Origin of the sequence: Nocardia sp. NBC_01730 (assembly GCF_035920445.1) — a bacterium.
Classification (GTDB): Bacteria; Actinomycetota; Actinomycetes; order Mycobacteriales; family Mycobacteriaceae; genus Nocardia.
Genome location: NZ_CP109162.1, coordinates 4,071,134 through 4,088,347 on the forward strand (window position 1 = coordinate 4,071,134; position 17,214 = coordinate 4,088,347).

A 17,214-nucleotide genomic window follows, 5' to 3' on the forward strand; every position below is an offset into this window, starting at 1 on the left:
CATGCCGGGAAGAACTAGCTCCAGCGCTCGTCCGGGGAGCAGCACGCAGACAGCTGGTCGCCGCGTAACTATCCGCCCGCGAAGGGCGGAAGCACGTCCACCTGGGGGCTCAGCGCGACACCGGGGTCGCGGGTGAGTTCGTCGCCGATCAGATAAGCGCAGACCGACAGCATCTTGTCCAGGTCGGGGCCGTAGGAGGCGGACAAGGTGGCGCGTAGATCGGCGATCGTGGCGCCGGCCGGGAATTCGAGGGTCTCGTGGTCCTTGCCGACGGCGTCGGCGATGGCGGCGAAGTATCGGATCTCAACCACCGATGGCTCCCATCGTCCGTTCCGGGGGGACGAACCCTTCGGCGTCGATGCCGTGGCCTGCCCATTTGTTCCACATCGCACCACGCCACAGGGTTGCGAGCTCGTCGTCGTCGGCGCCGGAACGCAGTGCCTGGCGCAGGTCGAACTCCTGATCGCTGAACAGGCAGGAGCGCAGCATGCCGTCCGCGGTGAGCCGGGTGCGGTCGCAGGTGTCGCAGAACTTGCGGGTGACCGTCGCGATGATCCCGACGGTCGCGGGGCCGCCGTCGACCAACCACTTCTCCGCGGGCGCCGACGGATCGGCCCGGCCCACCGCGGTGAGTTCGAACCGGCCGCCGAGCATGTCGAGCAGCTCAGCGGCGGTGACCATGTTGGCACGAGCCCACTCGTGGTCGGCGTCCAGCGGCATCTCCTCGATGAACCGCAGCTCGCAATTCTCGTCCAGGCACCACTGCAGCAGATCCGACGCGCCCGACAGGGTTTCGCGCATCAGCACGGCGTTCACCTTGACCGGCACCAGTCCGGCCTGCCGTGCGGCGCGGATACCCGCCAACGTGGAGTCGAGGCGGTCTCGCCGGGTCAGCCGCGCGAAGCCGACCCGGTCGACGGTGTCCAGCGACACGTTCACCCGGTGTAGCCCGGCGGCGGCGAGCGCGCGGGCACGGTGCTCCAGCCCGACGCCGTTGGTGGTCATGGCCAGCGGGATGTGCGGAACCTGTTCGTGGCATCCGGCGATAATCTGCTCCAGGTCGCGGCGCATGAGCGGCTCACCTCCGGTGAAGCGGACCTCCCGCACCCCCAGCTCGCGGACCGCGAGGCCGACCAGCCGCACAATCTCGTCCACGGTGAGCAACTCATTTCGGGGAATCTCCGGCAGCCCCTCCTCCGGCATGCAGTACGTACAGCGCAGCGAGCACTTCTCGGTGATGGAGACGCGCAGATCGCGGGCGACGCGGCCGAACCGATCCAGCAAGTAGGGCGTGTCGGGGCGGCCGTCGAGCGAGGGACGCCCCGAACGCACGACGGGAATCCCGACCTCGACCAGAGTCACATGTCCATTATGACGGCCTGCCGGGAATCGCCGACGGCGCAAGGTACCGAAATCGCTCACGGTAGCGGGGCGGCGAGTGTGCGCTTCGCACCAGCAGGCAGACCCGGATCACCAGGCCGGTGCACGTCGGCGGAGGCGGAAAGCCCCTGGCATACGGCGTTAGGCTGACTCGCATGAACCCTCGGCCCGCCAGCGTCTGGACCCGGCCCGTCGACGACTACCGCGACAGCATCGAACAGCTGCTGCGACCGCTGGCCGCGCGCGCGGTCGAGTCTGTCCCGGTGCAGGCGGCGTTGGGCAGGCAGCTGGCCGACGACGTCCGGTCGCCGATCGATCTTCCGGTGTTCCGCAACTCGGCGATGGACGGATACGCGGTGCGCGCCGAGTCGGTAGTAATCGCGCCGGTGACGCTGCCGCTCGCGGGCGTGGTCGCGGCGGGCGCTCCCGGCCGGACGCCGCTGCCGCCCGGCGCGGCCGTCAAGGTGATGACCGGTGCCCCGCTCCCGCCGGGCGCGGACTGCGTGATTCCGGTGGAGGACACGCACGCCGACGACGACACGGTGACCGTCGAACGCGGCCGCAGCGCAGGCGAATTCGTGCGCGAACCGGGCACCGACGTGCGGGCCGGAGACCTGCTGGCCACTGCAAGGACCGCGCTGGCGCCGCGGCACATCGCGGCGCTGGCCGCGGTCGGCCTCCCGACGCTGGCGGTGTTCGCCGCGGTACGCGCAGCGGTCATCACCACCGGTGACGAACTGGTCGCCGCGGGAACCATCCTGCGCCCCGGGCAGATCTACAACTCCAACGGCACCGCCCTGGCCGCGGCGCTCGCGGCGAACGGCGTCACCGTCGTCTCGGTCTCGCACAGCACCGACGATCCTGCGCGCTTTCGCGCGCTGCTGTCCGCCGCGACCAGCGCGGCCGATGTGGTGTTCACCTCCGGTGGGGTATCCAAGGGCGACTTCGAGGTGGTGAAGGAGGTGCTCGAGCCGCTGGGCGGGCAGTTCGGCTCGGTCGCGATGCAGCCGGGCGGACCCCAGGGGCTGACCGTCGTCGGCGGCGTGCCGGTGCTCAGTTTCCCGGGCAACCCGGTCAGCACGATGGTGTCGTTCGAGGTGTTCGCGCGCCCGATCCTGCGCCACCTCGCGGGCCTGCCCGAAGTCGCGACCTACGAGCTACCGCTGCGCACCGCCGTGCCTCGCTCGCCGGAGGGCAAGCGGCAGTTCCTGCGCGGCAAGCTGATCCGACCGTCCGGGGAACCACCCTGGCCACTCCGACATCCGATCGCGGTCGAGGTGGTGTCCGGGCCCGGCTCGCACCTGGTGGCGAGCATGGCGTGGGCCGAAGTGCTGGTCGATATACCTGCCGAGGTCTCCGCGTTGCCCGCGGGCGCGATTGTGCGAGTGTGGTCACTATGAGTGAGCTGTCCCATGTCGACCGGGAGGGTCGCGCCCGCATGGTCGATGTGAGCGCGAAGACCGACACCACCCGGATCGCCGTCGCGGCGGGCGAACTGCGGACCACCGCCGAGGTGGTCGCGCTGGTGCGGGCCGACGACCTGCCGAAGGCGGATGTGCTGTCCACCGCGCGCATCGCGGGCATCGCGGGCGCGAAGAAGACCTCGGAACTGATTCCGCTGTGCCACCAGCTGGCGCTGTCCTCGGTGCGGGTCGAGTTCGGTTTCACCGAGGCCGCGATAACGATCGAGGCCACCGCGAAGACCAAGGGCCCCACGGGCGTCGAGATGGAGGCGCTGACCGCCGTCGCGGTCGCCGGGCTCACCCTGCACGACATGGTGAAGGCGGTCGACCCGGCGGCGACGCTCGACGCGGTACGGTTGCTCACCAAAGAGGGCGGCAAGCACGGACATTGGGAGCGTCCCGCCGCCGAGGCGCCGAGCAAGACAACACATCAGCTGCTCGATGACGAAAAGTCCTCGGCTGGTGCGCTTTCCGACACGGATCAGCAGATCGATCGGGAACTGGACGAGGAATCCCGCTCGGCGGTGATCCTCGTCGCCTCCACGGGCGTCGCGGCGGGCATCCGCGTCGACACCACCGGCCCTGTCCTCGTGGAATGGCTTGCCGGCCTGGGCTTCTCGGTGCGCGGGCCGCTGGTTTATGCCGATGCCGAGATCGAGCTCGGCTTGGCCGACGCGCTGCGCTTCGCGCCCGCGCTGGTGATCACCACCGGGGGAACCGGCGCCTCCCCCACCGACGCCACCCCGGAAGCCACCCTCGCGGTACTCGACCGCGAACTGCCCGGCGTGGCAGAGGCGATCCGGCAGCGCGGCACCGCCGAGTTCCCGCTCGCCGCGCTGAGCCGGGGCGTGGCCGGGCTCGCGGGCCGCTCGGTCATCGTGAACCTGCCCGGATCGCCCGGCGGCGTCGAAGACGGCATCGCGGTGCTGGAACCGCTGCTGATTCATCTACTCGCACAAGTGGCCGGAGGCGGCACTCATGACAACAGCTGAGGCGACCGTCCGGCTCGCCCGGATCAGCGACCGGCCGCTCGACCCCGCCGAGGTCGATGCGGCGGTGACCGGACCGCACTACGGCGCGGTCGTGCTGTTCACCGGCAAGGTCCGCGACCACGATGGCGGACAGGCGGTTTCGGCCCTGGAATACTCCGCGCACCCGCAGGCGGAGCGGTTCCTGCGCACAGTGTGCGCGGAACTGGCCGCCTCTCGCGGCCTGCCCGTCGCGGCGGTGCACCGCGTCGGCGAGCTGGCCATCGGCGATCTCGCGATCGTCGTCGCGGTCGCGGCCGCACACCGCGCCGAGGCCTTCGCTGCGTGCGCGGAATTGGTGGATCGGATCAAACACGAGGTGCCGATCTGGAAGCGCCAACTGTTCGCCGACGGCTTGTCGGAATGGGTGAACGCCTGCTAGTGCGGCGCGTAGCGCCAGACGCCGAGCATGGCCTGCGGATCGAGCGGATCGGCGGCGGCATGCACGGTGTCGCGCAGGCGTGCCAGGGCGGTGTCGGTGTGCAGGCCCGCTCCGATGAGCACCAGCTGCGTACCGCGCGATTCGCCGCGCGACCAGTTGCCCGGCTCGAAGACGATGTGGCGGCCGACCATGTGCAGGACGAACTTCCTGCGTTCGTCCGCGACGCCGAACGCCGCGAAGCCCTTTGCCCGGAACAGCCCCGGCGGCGGGTCCTCCAGAAAACCGATCAGCCTGCGCGGGTCCAGCTCTCGCGTGCTGGTGAACGAGACGCTGGTGTATTCGTCGTGCAGATGGTGGTGGTCGTCGTGGTCCGCGTCGTGATTGTGCTCGGCGAGCAGTTCGTCGAAGCTCAATTGCTCGGCCACCCGCGGCGCCTCGCGCAGCGGTTCGTCGAACAGCAGTCCTGGATCGATCCGGCCGCGCGTGGTCGCGTACACCGGCACCGGGCCGACGAGCTCCGCGATGCGGTTCCGCAGCCGGGCCAGCTGCTCGTCCGGTACCCGGTCGGCCTTGTTCACCACCACCAGATCGGCCAGCCGCAGATGTGTGATCAGCTCGGGATGACGTGCGCTACTGTGCGGAAACTGCTCGGCGTCCACCACTTCGACCAATCCGCCATAGCGGATCCGCGGGTTGTCGCTGCCGACCACCATCCGGATAAGGCTGCGCGGCTCGGCGAGGCCGCTGGCTTCCACCACGATCACGTCGATCTTGGCGCGTGGCTGCGCGAGCCGGGTGAACAGCTCGTCCAGTTCGGTGACGTCGACCGCGCAGCATACGCAGCCGTTGCCGAGCGAGACCATGGCGTCTACCTGCCCGGCGACCAGCATCGAGTCGATGTTGATCGCCCCGAAGTCGTTGACCACCACCCCGATCCGGGTTCCCCGGTTGTCGCGCAGCAAGTGGTTGAGCAAGGTTGTCTTCCCGGAGCCGAGAAACCCCGCGACGAGCACAACAGGAATCCGGTCAGCCACTCCGCTCACCCTACTGCGCGGGTCCCACCCGCAATACCGGACGCCACCCTCCACGTGGCGAGGATGGCGTCCGATGGGTTCGGTGTGCGGACTATTTCGAGGGGCCGTTCAGCATGCCCAACAGGGTGTCGGCCAGATTGACCAGCTCCGGGGTGATGGCGGTGGCGTCGATGCCGAGCGACCTCGCCAGCGGCATCAGCAGCTCCACGACCTTCCCGCCGACGCTCCCTTGAGGGCCGGTCCACTGCGGCGCACCAGGAACGGCCTGAGACTGCGGCGCACCAGGAACGGCCTGAGACTGCGGCGCACCAGGAACGATCTGCCCAGGCAGCGGGATGATTCGCGCTTGCGGTTCACCCGGAACCGCCTGACTCGGCGGCACATCCGGGACGATCCGAGCCTGCGGCTCACTCGGAACCGCCTGACCGGGTAGCGCGCCCGGGACACCTTGCGGTGCGCGCGCAGCCGTCTGATCCTGCGGCGCGCTCAGCACCACCGCGGGCCGATCCGACGGAACACCCGACCCCGCAGCACCCGGAATTACCGCGGGCCGATCCGACGACGAGCCCGTCTGCGGAGCACCGAGCACATAACCGACCAAGCCGGTAGTGATCGCGATGGCGTGCTTCAGCTGCCCTTCCTGGCTCTCCAGTAGGGCGGCGTCCTCAGGGTTCGCGCCGTTGCCCATCTCGACGAAAACGGCGGGAACGGCGGTCAGCGCGGGTCCGGCGATGTCCTTGCGGGTCTGTAGCCCATCCGCCACACCGGCATAGTTCGCCGAGGGGAACCCGGCGTGCAGGTAGGCGTCGCGGACCGACTTCGATGCGGCATATCCTGCTCCGGCTTGGATCTGATTCACCGTCCCGTCCGGTATCGGCAGCCTTGGAATGATCAGGTGAAAGCCGCGATACTCCGCGGGGGCGCTGTCGGCGTGAATACTCACGGCGACGGCGGCGCCGGACTCGTTCGCGGCACGCGCTCGCTCATCGATGCAGCCACCCCAACCCGTGTCGTCCTGGCGGCTCAGCACCACGCGCGCACCGAGACTCTCCAACGACGCCTTGACCAACTGCGCGACGTTCCAGTTGATGGTGTGCTCGGGAATTCCGTTCACCGTGGTCATACCGGTGGTCTGGCAGTCCTTGGTGCCGCCGCGACCATCGCTGACCTGTCTTGCCAGGTCCTCCGAGTGCTTCGGTCCTTGGTGGCCGGGATCGAGAAACACGGTCTTGCCTGCGAGTTTGTTCGTTATATCCGGCGCTGCCGGTGCGGCTTGCGCAGTTGTCGGGAGCAGTCCGAAGAGCGTCATTGTCACCGCGGCCGTGACGGCGGTACAGCTACCGGCCTTGATGATGCTTGGCTTCATGTGCGGTCGGTGCCCCGGGATGGGGCACCCCTCCCTTCCCACTAGTAACACCAAACCCAGTAGTCACTCTTGCAACGCGGGTATCAGCAAGCAAGGTCCGTTATCGAACCGTTACTCTGCGGGATGGCATGTTCGGGCTGCTCAGACGCTATGCGGCAGACTGGCGCAGCGACCGAAGGCCGTAGTGCACGCGCGTCTTCACCGTGCCCACTGGCACGCCGAAGTCGTCGGCGACCTCCTGATAGGCCCGGTCCCGCAGGATCACCTCGGTCACCGCCTCCCGCTGGGCGGTGGGCAGCAGGGCCAGCAGTTGCGCCACCAGAAGGCCGTCGACCAGCCCGTCGGTGAAATCCGGGTGCGCGTACCGGGAATTGGCCTGTTCGTCGACCTCGTCCCAGTCGGCATCCCTGGGTCGTGCGGCCCGCGCGCGAGCCATGTCGATGACGACGTTGCGCTGAATGGCCAGCAGCCAGGTCCGGACCGCGCCCTTGGCCTCGTCGAACCTCCCACAGGAACGCCACGCGCGCAGCAGTGTTTCCTGTACCGCATGTTCGGCGAGCCCCGGATCGTCCAACGATCGCACGGCCCGCCAGTGCAGCAGCGCGCGCTCGCTGGTCAGCACGGTAGCGAGCCCGTCGTCGGTGCACAGTCGCGCACAACGCAGGCCACACGGGGCAGAACGCGTCCGCCGGGGGCGGGAGGCAGGCCAAGCACATCTCATGCCAGGGATATCGCGGCGATTCGACCGGATGACAACACCGCCCGCGATTCAGTACTGCCGCCGACCGGAATTCCGGTTTCGATCACATCCATCGGGCAGATCTGGTAGACCTTGCCGCGGAGATTCGGGGATCTCCCTCGTCAGCCGCGAAGCGGCAGTAGAACACAGTCGAGGAGAACATCGTCATGCGTGCAAGCATGCTCCTGACCGCGGGGGCCATGGCCGCCGCGGCGACCATGCTCGGAGCCGGAACCGCGGCGGCCGAACCCGCGAATACCATGCCGCACAACGGCCTCTACTTGGTCGGGGTCGACATTTTCCCCGGTACCTGGGAGGCACCTGGCACGGCCGATCCGGCTTACGGCTGCGACTGGCGCAGGCTGTGGAAGGTCGAGGGCGACAACACCGACATGAAGAACATCATCGCGAACAACTTCACCCGCCTCAGCCCGGTGCGGGTGGAGATCAAGCCGACCGATGTCGCGTTCAAGACCGAGAACTGCGGTCCGTGGCGGCTACTGCCCCCGCCGCCGAGCACCGGATCCTTCGGCGGCTGACCGCGCGGAATCGCCTCGTCCGCGTATCGACTTACGTTCGACAGACGCTGGGGTCGGCCGCATTCGATCTGATGCTGCCCCACCTGCCCGACGCGGTGGTGGCGCGGATGAGTTCAACGGCCCGCCCTCGGCGGCTCACTTCACCAAAGTGAACTGCATGACGTCGATGTGCCCGCTGCGGAAGTATGCCGCGCAGCCGGTCAGGTACTTCATGTAGCGCTCGTAGACTTCCTCGGACGCGAGCGCGATCGCCTCGTCGCGGTGGTCGCGTAACGCGGCGGCCCAGCAGTCGAGCGTGCGCGCGTAGTGTGGCTGCAACTCCTGGATCTTCTCCGTGCCCAACCCGGCGCGCCCGGCGAGCCGGGTCACCTCCGCGGGCTGCGGCAGCTGTCCGCCCGGGAAGATCTCCCGCTTGATGAAGATGTGGAACAGGGCGTTGTCCCGGGTGACGGGAATATTCATGCGCCGTAGGTCGTTGAGCGTGTGGCCGATGATGGTATGCAGGAGCATCCGCCCGCCTTCCGGCAGCATTCGGTGGCAACACTCGAAGAACGCCTCATAGCGCTCGCGCCGGAAGTGTTCGAACGCGCCGATGCTGACGATCCGGTCGACGTCGCGGTAGTACTCTTCCCAACCCTGCAGCCGGACCTCGGCGCCGGGGATGTGCTCCCGGTCGATCGTGGCCTGCACATAGTCGTACTGGTTGCGGCTGAGCGTGAGCCCGATGACCTTGACTCCGTATATCGCTGCGGCACGCACCATCGTTGCGCCCCAACCGCATCCGATATCGAGCAGGGTCATGCCGGGCTGCAGATCGAGCTTGCCGAGCGCCAGATCGATCTTGGCGCGCTGCGCCTGTTCGAGCGTCATGTCCTGGCGCTCGAAGTAGGCACAGCTGTAGGTCATCGAGGGGTCGAGGAACAGCGCGTAGAACTCGTCGGACAGGTCGTAGTGCGCTTGCACCTGCCGATAGAACGGCGGGAGGTCGGTCATCACGTTTCTCCTGTTCACCGGGTGTCATCAGCTGATACGCGCGAGCGGGGAGTTTCGTTTACCGTCGGTGCCGAACGATACCGAAGCGTTGCCGAGACACGCTCGCTCACCTTGCGCGTCGACGGACACCCCGGTAGCCTCAGCAATGTCTAGCTCTTGTGGACGTAGGTGTTCCTCCCACAAGAATTCCGAGGCCCGTTCCGAACCGGACGCGTGCATCGTTCCGCGAATCCGGGGATCGTCGCCGCGGTTCCACTGCACGTCACGGCATTCGCCGCATCCATGAACCACTCCACCTGAAATGGAAATACCATGAGCCCCAATATGATTGAGAAGAAATCGCCCGATCGGCAGGACGCGGCACAGACCGTGACCGGCATCCTGGACATCACGGGCAACCGTGGCGCACTGCGCGTCGACGGCTACCTACCTGGTCCGCACGACATCACCGTCCCGACCCGGCTCATCCGGGAGAACGCACTGCGTCGCGGCGACTTCGTCACCGGCACAGCGCAATCCGATTCCCGATCCGACAAGCCGGCCGCACTGCACACGGTGCGGACCGTCAACGGGCAGCGGCCGGAAAGACTGCGCGGCCGTCCGGAGTTCGCCGATCTGGTCCCGGTCTATCCCGACGAACGCCTCCGTCTCGAAACCGAACAGCACGCCATGACCACGCGCGTCACCGACCTGGTTATGCCCATCGGCAAGGGGCAGCGTGCGCTCGTCGTCGCCCCGCCCAAGGCGGGAAAAACCGCTGTGCTGCAAGCGATTGCGCACGGCATCGCGAAGAATCACCCGGAATGCGAGCTGCTGCTCGTGCTGGTCGGCGAGCGCCCCGAGGAGGTCACCGACCTGACCAGGGCGGTGCCCGCCGACGTCGCCGCCGCCACCTTCGACCAGCCGCCGCGCGAGCACATCGCCGTGGCCGAACTGGCCATCGAGCGCGCAAAGCGGCTCGTCGAGATGGGACGCGACGTCGTCGTCCTGCTCGACTCGCTGACCCGCCTCGCCCGCGCCTACAACGTGGCCGCCCCAGCATCGGGCCGCATTCTGTCCGGTGGCGTGGATGCCGCCGCGCTCGCCCCGCCCAAGCGCTTCCTCGGCGCCGCCCGCAATATCGAGCACGGCGGGTCGCTCACCATCATCGCCACCGCCCTGGTGGAGACCGGCTCGCTGGGCGACACGGTGATCTTCGAAGAGTACAAGGGCACCGGCAACGCCGAACTCAAACTGGACCGCGCCGCAGCGAACAGGCGCGTCTTCCCCGCCGTCGACATCGCAAAGTCCAGCACCCGCAAAGATGAGCTGCTGCTCACCCCAGACGAACTGACCGCGACGCATCAGCTGCGCGCGACCCTGGCTCCCCTGGACGGGCAGCAAGCACTCGACCTGCTGCTGGAGGGCCTTCGCAAGACCGAGACCAACGCGCAATTCCTGGCCCCGATGCGGTCCGCCCGCGGCTGAGTGACGTCGACCACGACCGATGGTGCTGGCGTGAACCCGCCAGCTCGGGCACCGCGTGACTGCTGGACTCGATCTCGTGTCCACAGTTCACACCACCGCACCGACTCCCCGCCGCACCACGCTGACCGGCTGGCTCGCGGTCGCCTCGGTCATGCTCGCGATCTTCTCGATCGTCACCACCGAGATCCTGCCGATCGGGCTGCTCACCTCGATCGGCGCCGACTTCACCATCTCCGACGGCATGGCCGGGCTGATGATGACCACGCCGGGACTGATCGCCGCCGTCGCGGCGCCGCTCGTCACCGTCGCCACCGCGCGTATCGACAGGCGACTCATGCTGTGTCTGTTCATGTTTCTGCTCGTGCTCGCCAACGCGCTGGTGGCGGCCGCGCCGGAATACTGGGTGGTGCTGGTCTCGCGGGTGCTGGTCGGGGTCACCGTTGGCGGCTTCTGGTCCATCGCGGCCGGATTGGCCGAACGCCTCGTGCCCGCCGACTCGGTCGCCAAGGCCAACGCCGTGATCTTCTCCTCGGTGCCGCTCGGCTCCGTGCTCGGCGTTCCCTCGGGCACGCTGCTGGGTGGAATCGCCGGTTGGCGAACGGCTTTCCTCGTGGTCGGCGTCCTGACGGCCGTCGTGTCGGCCATGCTGGTCGCGTTCCTGCCCGCGCTGCCCGCCCGCCAGGTCACGCGGCCCGCACTGCTGGGTGCGCTGCTACGCCGCGGCGATATCCGATTCGCACTGCTGGCAACGTTTCTCATCGTGCTGGCCCATTTCGGCGCGTACACCTACGTGACGCCGTTCCTCGAACAGGTCACCCTGGTCGGCCCCGGCGTGGTCACCATCGTGCTGCTGAGCTACGGCGCCGCGGGCATTCTCGGCAACTTCCTCGGTGGCGCCTGGATCATGCGCAGGCCCCGCGCCACCCTCGCCGCGGCCGCAGCGCTGATCGCCGGCGCCACGCTACTGCTGCCCGTGTCGGGCCGGTGGGGGTTCGGCGCACTGGCTCTGCTGGTCGTGTGGGGCGTCGGGTACGGCGCGGTGCCGGTGTCGTCCCAGGCGTGGTTCGCGAAGGCAGCGCCTGACGCGCCGGAGGCGGCGGCGGTGCTGTTCACCGCCTCGTTCCAGGCGACGATCTCGCTCGGCGCGCTCGCGGGCGGTGTCGTCGTGGACCACGGTTCGCCAAGCACCGTTATGACGCTCGGCGGGTTGACCGCCACGCTGGTGATTGCGGTGGTGTGGGCGCATCGCGCACAGGGCCGCACCTCGCCGGATCGGTGACCATTACCTCCGAGGTAGTCGACTCGGCACGCGGGCCTCGGCAGGATCGTGTCCATGATCGATATGACGGGCACCACGCTGTTCCACCAGACCATGCCGTTCACCGAGCGGCTAGGTGTCGAGGTCATCGAGCACGGACCCGCGTTGGTGCGCAGCCGCCTCGCCTGGAATGAATCGCTGTGCACCCTCGGCGGCGTGTTGCACGGCGGGGTGCTGATGTCGCTCGCCGACGCGACCGGTGCGGTGTGTGCGTTCCTGAACCTGCCCGAAGGCAAGCAGGGCACCACCACGGTGGAGTCGAAGACGAACTTCCTACGTGCCGTCCGCTCCGGATACGCCAACGCCTCCTCCGTCCCGCTGCACGCCGGGCGTTCGTTCATCGTGGTCGAGACGGTGATCCGCGACGACGCCGACAAGCTGGTCGCGAAGGTGACCCAGACCCAGGCGGTGCTGTAGCCAACCGCGCCTGCCCGATGTGCGGCACAATTCGCACACCAAGCCCGCCCGGCACCGATTTCCGGTGCGGGGCGGGCTTCCTCGTGCTCAGCCGACGATGACGACAGCGCATGACGCCAGGAACACGACCTGGACCAGCGCCCGCAGCGGCAGCGGCATGGTCTTGATCCCCAGCTCGGCCCGTGCGGCGCGGACGTTGGCCGGGAACATCATCACCAGCAGCGCGATCAGACAGATCGCGGCCAGGTCGGCGGTCGCGGGGATCACCAGGCCGACCGCACCGGCCAGTTCGAGGATGCCGGTCAGCGTCACCAGCGCAGGCGGGCTCGGAAGCCGCGGCGGCACCATGGCGATCAGGGCGTCGCGGCGCGGCTGGAGGAAGTGTGCGCTCGAGGTGAGGACGAACATCGCGGCCAGCCCGAGCGCGGTCGCGTGCGGCCACGAATCGAGCCATCCGACACCGGCCAGCCAGCCGATAAGCCGAGCCAGCGCGGTGACGACGGCGAGTACAACCAGCGGTGCCATCGGGGTCTCCTGTCGAACAGCAAATCTTGACAGTGGAAAGATTAGGCGGACGATGGAAACTTGTCAATGTCTAGATTGTCGGTCACCATCGAGGTATGGCGAAGAACGGCTACCACCACGGCGACTTGCGGTCCACGATCCTGGCCGCGGCCGCCGAACAGATCGCGTCCGACGGTGTCGACGCCGTCTCCCTGCGCAACCTGGCGCGGCACGCCGGGGTCTCGCACGCGGCGCCCGCGCATCACTTCGGCGACCGAGCGGGCCTGCTCACCGCGCTGGCCACCGAGGGCTTCGAACTGCTGACCGACCAGCTCGAGCAGGCGGCCGGAGATTTCCGGGACGTCGCGGTGGCCTACATTCGATTCGCCCGCGAACACCCCGGGCATTTCGACGTCATGTACCGGCACAACCTGCTGCATGCCGACGACCCGAAACTTCAGGCGGCACGGGTACGTTCTGGCGCTGCGTTACGCTCCGGTGTCTCCGCGATGCAGCCGGAGCGGAACCGACAGCATCAGCAGGCGACCCAACTCGCCGCTTGGTCGCTGGTGCACGGCTTCGCCTCGCTGTACCGCGAAGGGGCACTGGACAACTCGGCGCTGGTTACCGACCCCGACCCGGAGGCGGTCGCCCGCCTGATGCTTTCCACCATGCGGTTCGACTGACGAAACCCGCCTGTGGCGGGCCGCCACAGTGTTATCTAGAGGACCTGGAAGGAGTAGGCGGCCATCATCTCGTGGCTGCCGTCGACACATGGACATCCACGCCTACCCGACCGAGGCGACCACTCCGGTGGACCAGAGCGAGGCGCGCCGGATCGCCAAACGCTACCTCTCGAACGACGACGACGCCGAACGCGGAATCACCTACCAGATCACCGAATTCGACACCTGCTTCGTCGCCGCCGCCGTCTTCCCTCCATCCCGGTTCGCCGACCCGAACGTCCCCCTGCTGGTCGTCGGCGGCTCGGTCTGCGTCATCGACAAGCCCACCGGCGCGGTCTCCTACTGGCCCACCTACCCGACCGACATAGTCGCCGAACAGTACGCGGCCGCACTACGGGACGACCGTCTGATCATCGAGGACAGCTGGCCAGAGGAACACGACGAACACTAGGAGATCCCGCCGTGCAGTTCATGCTTCTCGGCTATGACGGTACGGACACCGGTTCACTCGAGCGGCGCACGGCTGCCCGCGACAAGCACATCGCCCTCGGGGACAAGCTGGCAGCCGAGGGCAAGATGCTCTTCGGCACCGCCATTCTCGACGATGACGGCACAATGATCGGGTCGATGCTGATCCTCGAATTCGACTCACGCAGCGAACTCGACGAATGGCTGAAGGTCGAGCCGTATGTCACCGGAGACGTCTGGCATATCGACATCCGGCCGGTAAGGGTCGGCCCTTCGTTCACCCGGCTGCGCAGGGCCTGACCCAGGCGCGTGTGGGCGACCTGGCCAGCGGGCCCCTGCACAACAGCGGCAGGCTGATCGACAGCAGCGAGAAACGCCAGGTCATTCATACAGCGTCGACAGGCCGATGAGTGCGACCTCGTCCGACTCCGCCGCCCTTCGTGCATTGTCGTTGAAACCAGTGCCGCTGAAGCACAGTAGCCGGGTTCGGCTGGTGTCGTATCGACCATTGCGGGCGATGACATCCCGGATATGCCGAAGGCGATCCAGATGACTTTGCCCCAATGTCGTTCCACTTTGCCTCACCGATCGCCAGGAGCGGTGGCTTGCCGCCGTCCGATACCCCGATGACGGCGACGTCGATCTCGTGATTTGTCCGAGTGCTGGCGTCGTGAACCGTCCCATGACCGACCTTGGCCGGAAGTTCGGCGAACAAACCAGGATCGGAATGGTGCAGCGCCCAATCCCGGCAGATCTGCTCGAAATGTGGCCCGAGCACGTTGCTGACGAACCCGAGGCGACTGGCGCGCCACACACGGTTGGCACCTCCGGGGCGTTCGAGCTGGTCCCAGACCGGACGCATGATTGCGTGGTAGAACCGAATCAGCGGCTCGGAAATGCGATACGTGGATCTGTTGTCCCGGAAGGCGTCGGCGTCGCGGTACAGGAGTCCGACATCTTTATCTAACTGTACCCCCCAAAGACGTCAACCCGCCCATGATCGCTGGGGTAGTGGAATACACCGAAGGCCCGGTCCTGATGGACCGGGCCTTCGGTGTAGAGATGATGAAACACGCAATCCGGCCACCCTCGCAGCGTGCACAATCAGCTCGGTGCCCCTCGATAGCCACCTGACCGGCGGAGCCCGATGATCGCACCGGCGCGCGGTCGCCCGATTCAGTACGCAGGCTGGGCAGGCGGGGCGTCTTTTTGGACGCTCGGGGCGGCGGGTTCACCCGCGTCGGGAACTTCGGTGCCGCGCAACGAGGTTCCGGCCGTTTCGCGGAGGAAGGTCCAGGCGACCAGGCCGATCAGGGACGCGCCGACCATGTAGGCGGCGGGGAATAGGGACCAGCCGGTCGATTCGATCGCGGCCTCGTTGATCAGCGGGGCGGTGCCGCCGAAGGCCGCGGTGGAGACGTTGTAGCCCAGCGCGAAGCCCGCGTAGCGGACGTGGGTCGGGAAGATGGCCGGGAACGTGGAGCTGATGGTCGAAAGCTGCGGCACGTACAGGAGGCCGAGCACGATGAAGCCCGTGACGGCCCACGCGGTCCCCTGACCCATCAGCCAGTACATCGGCACCGCCATCACCGCGAGGCCGAGCAGCGAGAACAGCCACATCGGGCGGCGGCCGACATGGTCGGACAGCTTGCCGAAGAACGGCAGCACCAGCATCATCACCAACTGCCCGACCAGCATCATCGCGGTGGTGGCCGACTCGCCCATGCCGATCGTGTTCTGCAAGTAGGTCGGCTGGTAGGTGAGCAGCGTGTAGTTCACCACGTTGAGGGCGACGACCAACCCGGCCAGCGTGAGCGTCTCGCGCCGGTAGGTGGTCAGCACCGCACGCAGACCGCCCGGCGGATGCTTGTGCTCAGCGACCTCGTCGAACACCGGACTCTCGGCGAGCTTGGACCGCAGATACCAGCCGGTCAGGCCGAGCGGAATGGCGAGCAGGAACGGAATGCGCCAGCCCCAATCGTGCATGGCATCCGAGCCGATCGCGAGCTGACAGGCCAGCACCGTCGCATTGCCGCCGACGAACCCGCCGAGCGTGCCGAACTCCAGGAAGCTGCCGAGGAATCCGCGTTTGCTGTCGGTCGCACACTCGGCCAGATATGTTGCGGCGCCGCCGTATTCACCACCGGTCGAAAAGCCTTGCACCACACGAAGAGCGATGAGCAGGATCGGCGCGAGCACACCGACGGTGGCGTGCGTCGGCAGTAGGCCGATGACACCGGTAGCGGCGGCCATAAGCAGGATTGTGGTGGCCAGCACTGCTTTTCGGCCGATCCGGTCGCCGAGCGGCCCCCACACCATGCCGCCGAGCGGGCGAAGCACGAACGAGACGGCGAAGCCGAGCATGGTGCCGAGCGTGCCCAGTTCGCCGGGGAAGAAGGCGTCGGTGAGGTAGCCCGCGGTCGCGGCGTAGACGCCGTAGTCGAACCATTCGGTGGCATTTCCCATCGCGGAGGCCGCAACTGAGCGCCGCAAAGGGAAACTCTCGGATGTTTGGTCGGTCACGTGCACGTCCTCTCCAGCCCGTCACGGACCTCGATTCGTTCCTCCTTCGGCGTCCAACCGAAGGCGTGGCACGAACACAGGCAATACCCAGATTCCAAAATTGGCAAACAGCGGCGGCCCGAAAAGGGCGACGTGAGAATACTCTGACCTGCCAGCACGTCAAGAATGTGACACCAGTCACAATGGACTGAAATCCGGAATACAACCGCGACACCGACCAGTCGGCCGAGGGACAACGTCGCGGCGTCAACGCACCCGCACCCACACCACCCGCAGGAGCGAGACCTCCCAATCAGCTACCCGCAAGCAACGCAGTAATGCCAGCAGTAACCTCGCGCGCCAACGCGGCGCCAACGGGGGCATGCCGGCTCAGTAGCCGATACCACATGGCCCCGAACGCGAAGTCGACCACCAGATCCAGCGGCACCGCCTCGGCCAGCTCGCCCGCGTCGACCCCCTGTTGCAACAGTGCGCGCAGCGTGGCGCGGCGCGGACCGATCACGGTGTCCTGCAACCGCTTCGAGATCGCCGGGTCGCGCTGCGCGTCGGCCATCAGGCCGACCAACGCCTGTCCGGTCACCTTGCGCGCGAGTTCGTAGGTTGTCGCGAGGAGACGTTCGATGTCGGCGAGGACGTCCGCGGAGTCGTCTTCCACCAGGAGCGCGGGATGCTCGTCGGCCAGCCCGACGAGCGCCTCCATAAGCACCGACGCTTTGTCCGGCCACCAGCGGTACACCGTCTGCCTGCCCGCACCCGCCGCGTCGGCGATCGCCTTGATGGTCAACTCCTGGTAGCCATCGCGCTCGCACAGCTCCAACGCGGCACGCAGGATCGCCCGCCTGGCGTCCTCGCTGCGCGGGCGGCCTCGGATTCCGGTCATGCCCGCACTTTACAAGACACAGTGCCT

Annotated in this window: 18 protein-coding genes and 1 pseudogene; 10 read left to right on the forward strand and 9 right to left on the reverse strand. The window is 67.6% G+C overall.

Annotated elements, in window-relative coordinates:
* Positions 1–68 precede the first annotated feature (68 nt).
* Both OHB12_RS16075 and moaA read right to left on the reverse strand, forming a co-directional pair.
* Positions 69–311: a MoaD/ThiS family protein gene (locus OHB12_RS16075; RefSeq protein WP_327120355.1), complete on the reverse strand. Its 243-nt coding sequence runs from the start codon at positions 309–311 to the stop codon at positions 69–71.
* Positions 304–1,362, reverse strand: a complete 1,059-nt coding sequence (gene moaA, locus OHB12_RS16080) for a GTP 3',8-cyclase MoaA (protein WP_327120357.1) — start codon at positions 1,360–1,362, stop codon at positions 304–306. Before moaA ends, OHB12_RS16075 begins: the two co-directional genes overlap by 8 nt.
* A gap of 173 nt (positions 1,363–1,535) precedes the next feature.
* On the opposite strand from moaA, the gene OHB12_RS16085 reads away from it, so the two are divergent.
* The 3 genes from OHB12_RS16085 to OHB12_RS16095 are packed head-to-tail and all read left to right on the forward strand — an operon-like array spanning position 1,536 to position 4,253.
* Positions 1,536–2,780, forward strand: a complete 1,245-nt coding sequence (locus tag OHB12_RS16085; RefSeq protein WP_327120359.1) for a molybdopterin molybdotransferase MoeA — start codon at positions 1,536–1,538, stop codon at positions 2,778–2,780.
* Positions 2,777–3,835, forward strand: coding sequence for a bifunctional molybdenum cofactor biosynthesis protein MoaC/MoaB (moaCB, locus tag OHB12_RS16090; protein ID WP_327120361.1), 1,059 nt, complete (start codon positions 2,777–2,779; stop codon positions 3,833–3,835). Before OHB12_RS16085 ends, moaCB begins: the two co-directional genes overlap by 4 nt.
* Positions 3,822–4,253 (forward strand): molybdenum cofactor biosynthesis protein MoaE, encoded by a 432-nt coding sequence (locus OHB12_RS16095; RefSeq protein WP_327120363.1) that lies wholly within the window; start codon positions 3,822–3,824, stop codon positions 4,251–4,253. The genes moaCB and OHB12_RS16095 overlap by 14 nt, the downstream gene beginning before the upstream one ends.
* Here OHB12_RS16095 and OHB12_RS16100 read toward each other — a convergent pair.
* The 3 genes from OHB12_RS16100 to OHB12_RS16110 all read right to left on the reverse strand — a co-directional run bounded on the left by OHB12_RS16100 (position 4,250) and on the right by OHB12_RS16110 (position 7,275).
* Positions 4,250–5,287: a CobW family GTP-binding protein gene (locus OHB12_RS16100; RefSeq protein WP_327120365.1), complete on the reverse strand. Its 1,038-nt coding sequence runs from the start codon at positions 5,285–5,287 to the stop codon at positions 4,250–4,252. The two genes, OHB12_RS16095 and OHB12_RS16100, sit on opposite strands and share 4 nt — an antisense overlap.
* Positions 5,288–5,378: 91 nt before the next feature.
* A complete protein-coding gene (locus OHB12_RS16105) occupies positions 5,379–6,653 on the reverse strand; it encodes an N-acetylmuramoyl-L-alanine amidase (protein WP_327120367.1) in 1,275 nt (424 codons plus the stop codon).
* A gap of 148 nt (positions 6,654–6,801) precedes the next feature.
* Positions 6,802–7,275: a sigma-70 family RNA polymerase sigma factor gene (locus OHB12_RS16110; protein WP_327120369.1), complete on the reverse strand. Its 474-nt coding sequence runs from the start codon at positions 7,273–7,275 to the stop codon at positions 6,802–6,804.
* A gap of 284 nt (positions 7,276–7,559) precedes the next feature.
* On the opposite strand from OHB12_RS16110, the gene OHB12_RS16115 reads away from it, so the two are divergent.
* The gene (locus OHB12_RS16115; protein WP_327120371.1) at positions 7,560–7,931 is read left to right on the forward strand and encodes a hypothetical protein; all 372 of its coding nucleotides are present in this window, start codon (positions 7,560–7,562) and stop codon (positions 7,929–7,931) included.
* A gap of 135 nt (positions 7,932–8,066) precedes the next feature.
* On the opposite strand, the gene OHB12_RS16120 is transcribed toward OHB12_RS16115, so the two are convergent.
* Positions 8,067–8,924 carry a cyclopropane mycolic acid synthase family methyltransferase gene (locus tag OHB12_RS16120; RefSeq protein ID WP_327120373.1) on the reverse strand — a complete coding sequence of 286 codons (858 nt, stop codon included), beginning with the start codon at positions 8,922–8,924 and terminating at the stop codon, positions 8,067–8,069.
* A gap of 303 nt (positions 8,925–9,227) precedes the next feature.
* Here OHB12_RS16120 and OHB12_RS16125 point away from each other — a divergent pair.
* The 3 genes and pseudogenes from OHB12_RS16125 to OHB12_RS16135 form a co-directional block, all read left to right on the forward strand.
* Positions 9,228–10,391, forward strand: a pseudogene (locus OHB12_RS16125) (transcription termination factor Rho, short form); the annotation flags it as partial.
* Positions 10,392–10,467: 76 nt separating this feature from the next.
* A complete protein-coding gene (locus tag OHB12_RS16130) occupies positions 10,468–11,670 on the forward strand; it encodes an MFS transporter (RefSeq protein ID WP_327120375.1) in 1,203 nt (400 codons plus the stop codon).
* A 54-nt stretch (positions 11,671–11,724) separates the two neighbouring features.
* Entirely contained in the window at positions 11,725–12,126 is a 402-nt protein-coding gene (locus tag OHB12_RS16135; RefSeq protein WP_327120377.1) for a PaaI family thioesterase, read from the forward strand.
* An 87-nt stretch (positions 12,127–12,213) separates the two neighbouring features.
* On the opposite strand, the gene OHB12_RS16140 is transcribed toward OHB12_RS16135, so the two are convergent.
* The gene (locus tag OHB12_RS16140) at positions 12,214–12,651 is read right to left on the reverse strand and encodes a DoxX family protein (protein ID WP_327120379.1); all 438 of its coding nucleotides are present in this window, start codon (positions 12,649–12,651) and stop codon (positions 12,214–12,216) included.
* Positions 12,652–12,746: 95 nt separating this feature from the next.
* On the opposite strand from OHB12_RS16140, the gene OHB12_RS16145 reads away from it, so the two are divergent.
* The 3 genes from OHB12_RS16145 (at position 12,747) to OHB12_RS16155 (ending at position 14,084) form a co-directional block, all read left to right on the forward strand.
* Complete coding sequence (locus OHB12_RS16145; protein WP_327120381.1) at positions 12,747–13,316, forward strand: TetR/AcrR family transcriptional regulator; 570 nt, start codon at positions 12,747–12,749, stop codon at positions 13,314–13,316.
* Between the two features lie 88 nt (positions 13,317–13,404).
* Complete coding sequence (locus OHB12_RS16150) at positions 13,405–13,767, forward strand: hypothetical protein (RefSeq protein WP_327120382.1); 363 nt, start codon at positions 13,405–13,407, stop codon at positions 13,765–13,767.
* A gap of 20 nt (positions 13,768–13,787) precedes the next feature.
* Complete coding sequence (locus OHB12_RS16155; RefSeq protein ID WP_327121165.1) at positions 13,788–14,084, forward strand: YciI family protein; 297 nt, start codon at positions 13,788–13,790, stop codon at positions 14,082–14,084.
* A gap of 876 nt (positions 14,085–14,960) precedes the next feature.
* On the opposite strand, the gene OHB12_RS16160 is transcribed toward OHB12_RS16155, so the two are convergent.
* Complete coding sequence (locus OHB12_RS16160) at positions 14,961–16,250, reverse strand: MFS transporter (RefSeq protein WP_327121167.1); 1,290 nt, start codon at positions 16,248–16,250, stop codon at positions 14,961–14,963.
* Positions 16,251–16,599: 349 nt separating this feature from the next.
* Entirely contained in the window at positions 16,600–17,187 is a 588-nt protein-coding gene (locus tag OHB12_RS16165) for a TetR/AcrR family transcriptional regulator (protein ID WP_327120383.1), read from the reverse strand.
* Positions 17,188–17,214 lie beyond the last annotated feature (27 nt).